The sequence below is a fragment of the Arsenophonus nasoniae DSM 15247 genome (genome assembly GCF_000429565.1).
Classification (GTDB): Bacteria; Pseudomonadota; Gammaproteobacteria; order Enterobacterales; family Enterobacteriaceae; genus Arsenophonus; species Arsenophonus nasoniae.
The window spans coordinates 1-2,674 of the sequence record NZ_AUCC01000169.1 but is presented as its reverse complement, the minus strand read 5'-3'; the positions used below and the strand labels follow the sequence as shown (position 1 = coordinate 2,674).

Genomic DNA, 2,674 nt, shown 5'->3' with positions numbered 1-2,674 from the left:
AGCTATCTCAGCAGATAAGTCTTTGCGAACGTCAGCAATTTCTTTTCTAACATCAGATATATCACGTTTAAGTTCTGCAATATCAGCTTTAGTCGCTACATCAGCAACCTCATGTGACTTGCGCACGACAAGCGAAATAGCCTTAGCTTGCTGACTAGTAAGTCCAGCCGTTTGAAGCTCTTCCGATGCCTGTAGTGTATCAAATGCAACTTGAGCCATTGGGGAATCTCCTTTTTTTCTTTAGTTTAACCTATTAGAGATTAAGTTATGCAAAAAATTATGACTTTATTCAATCGTCTATGGTCAAGGGTAATCATTAAACGATTGGATAACAACTCTGCTTGCCAAAAGGCAGACATATTAATGCTAGCTGGTGAACAAAAAACTGGCATAGAGCATTTGGAGCCGTACGGTTTCACGTCAACATCACATTCAGGAGCGGAAGGTGTCGCATTATTCCTCGCTGGTGATCGCTCTCACGGCGTTTTGATTAACGTTGCTGACCGTCGCTATCGCCTCAAAGGTATGAAAAGCGGTGAAGTGGCTATCTATACGGATGAAGGTGATAGCGTTGTACTCAAGCGAGGCAGACTGATTGAAGCCACAACTGAAACTTTTGTCATTCACGCAAAAAAAGAAGTTGTACTCGATACGCCACAAGTAAGAACGTCAGGCTCAATTATTTCTTCGGAAGAGGTGAAAGACAAAACAGGCTCATTGAGTACGATGAGAAAACAATACAATAGCCACACTCACCGAGGGGATAGCGGAGGAACAACTGGCCTACCAAATTCAAGGATGGAGTAATGTACCAGAATAAACTCACCCGTGCGGTGATTATCTCTTTGTTCACTTGGCGAAGAGCCGAGCCAGATGATGATATTGATTTTCCGTTTGGTTGGTGGGGTGATAGCTATCCAACGGTACAAAATGACCGGATTGGATCTCGATTGTATTTGTTAAAAAGAAGCACGCTCACGAATCGGACTGCACCAAAGGCAAAGGAATATATCAGCGAGGCGCTTAAGTGGATGGTAGATGATGATATTGCTAGCCGTATCGATGTTGAAGTCAACAGAACTGCTATAGACACGCTCAAGGCGAAGGTGACTATCACCTTAACGGATGGCACAGGAAAAAGCCTTACATTTGATAATATTTGGAGTGAAATTAATGCTAAATAGTGGATTCTCTCGCCCAACGCTTCCTCAATTAATCGACACGATACGGAATGATTTATTGACGAGATTCAATGAAGACGGCGTATTGAGGCGCTTGGATGCAGAAGTTTATGCCAGAGTTCAAGCCGCAGCGGTACACACCTTGTACGGATATATAGACTATCTGGCTAGAAATATCTTGCCTGATTTGGCTGATGAGGATTGGTTGATACGCCACGGTAACATCAAGCGTTGTCTTCGTAAAGGTGCAACAAAAGCAAGTGGTTTTGTTCGTTGGGAAAGTGTAGACAAAGATATAACAATACCCATTCATACCGAAATGCAGAGAGATGATGGGCAAATATACACCACAACTGAAGAAAAAAAAGTCGAGAACTCGGTGATTAAAATTCCGGTTGTTGCTGCTAACAGCGGTCAAGCGAGTAATTGTGATGACCGTACACCATTAAGACTTATCACGCCTATTACGGGTATTTCATCAACTTGCTATACCGATAGCTTGCGAGGTGGGAGTGATATTGAAGAGCTTGATAGTTGGCGACAACGAATCATGATGCGCTGGTACGATACACCACAAGGAGGCGCTGATTCTGATTATGTCCGTTGGGCTAAGGAGGTTGTAGGTATTGCCAGAGCTTGGACGCATAGACACAAGAAAGGAATAGGAACAGTAGGTGTTATGATTGCAACGGATAATGTAGATCATCCAGCACCAACAACAGAATTAGTGAACAAAGTACAAGAGTATATCTTGCCTAGAGCGCCTGTTGCAGGCAGTGGCTTAACCGTCTTTGCGGTGACAGAAAAAAAAGTACCCATCTCTATAGCGCTATCAACAGATACGCCAGAAATACGCGACGCTGTCATTCTAGAGATCAAGGCTTTTTTTCAGCGAGAAGGGGAGCCAAACAGCAAGCTGTTTCTGTCACGATTATCAGAAGCGATTAGCGCTGCAACAGGCGAGGTAGCACACCGCCTCGTAACACCAACAACAGATATTAATTTAACCAATACAGAAGTGCCGATATTGGGTGAAGTTACGTGGGCGAAATATAAGGAGTGAGCATCGTGAGAAATCTGGACGAAGAATATACGCAATTGCTAAGAGCGTTGTTGCCGCATGGTTCAGCTTGGGATGAAGCGGATCCTTTGATTAAAGGTTTAGCGCCGTCACTAGCTAACGCACATCAACATGCCGATAGTCTGATGATAGAGATTAATCCGGCAGAATCCGTTGAATTGATTGAAAGATACGAAAAACTTTGCGGTTTACCGGATAAATGCCTAGCCAGAAGAAAACAGACGCTCACAGAAAGACAGCAAGTACTTGATGCAAAAGTAAATACCGTGGGGGGCATAAACGAAGCCTTCTTCAAAAAACAGCTAGAAATCCTAGGATATCACACAGCAACAATAGAACAATTTCAACATCGCGATAGTACGCCAGATCCAGCTTGGGGCGACAAATGGCGCTATTACTGGCGGATCAACAT

The 2,674-nt window shown here is 43.6% G+C and carries 4 protein-coding genes and 1 pseudogene; 4 read left to right on the top strand and 1 reads right to left on the bottom strand.

What is annotated here, in order from left to right:
* Positions 1-219, bottom strand: a pseudogene (locus G468_RS0116960) (hypothetical protein); the annotation flags it as partial.
* Positions 220-267: 48 nt separating this feature from the next.
* On the opposite strand from G468_RS0116960, the gene G468_RS0116955 reads away from it, so the two are divergent.
* The 4 genes from G468_RS0116955 to G468_RS0116940 all read left to right on the top strand — a co-directional run.
* The gene (locus G468_RS0116955) at positions 268-807 is read left to right on the top strand and encodes a phage baseplate assembly protein V (RefSeq protein ID WP_026824032.1); all 540 of its coding nucleotides are present in this window, start codon (positions 268-270) and stop codon (positions 805-807) included.
* Positions 807-1,184 carry a phage GP46 family protein gene (locus G468_RS0116950; protein WP_026824031.1) on the top strand — a complete coding sequence of 126 codons (378 nt, stop codon included), beginning with the start codon at positions 807-809 and terminating at the stop codon, positions 1,182-1,184. The genes G468_RS0116955 and G468_RS0116950 overlap by 1 nt, the downstream gene beginning before the upstream one ends.
* Positions 1,174-2,244: a baseplate J/gp47 family protein gene (locus tag G468_RS0116945; RefSeq protein WP_026824030.1), complete on the top strand. Its 1,071-nt coding sequence runs from the start codon at positions 1,174-1,176 to the stop codon at positions 2,242-2,244. Before G468_RS0116950 ends, G468_RS0116945 begins: the two co-directional genes overlap by 11 nt.
* Positions 2,245-2,249: 5 nt before the next feature.
* Positions 2,250-2,674: putative phage tail protein (locus tag G468_RS0116940; protein ID WP_026824029.1), on the top strand; the 425-nt coding region annotated here is incomplete at its 3' end.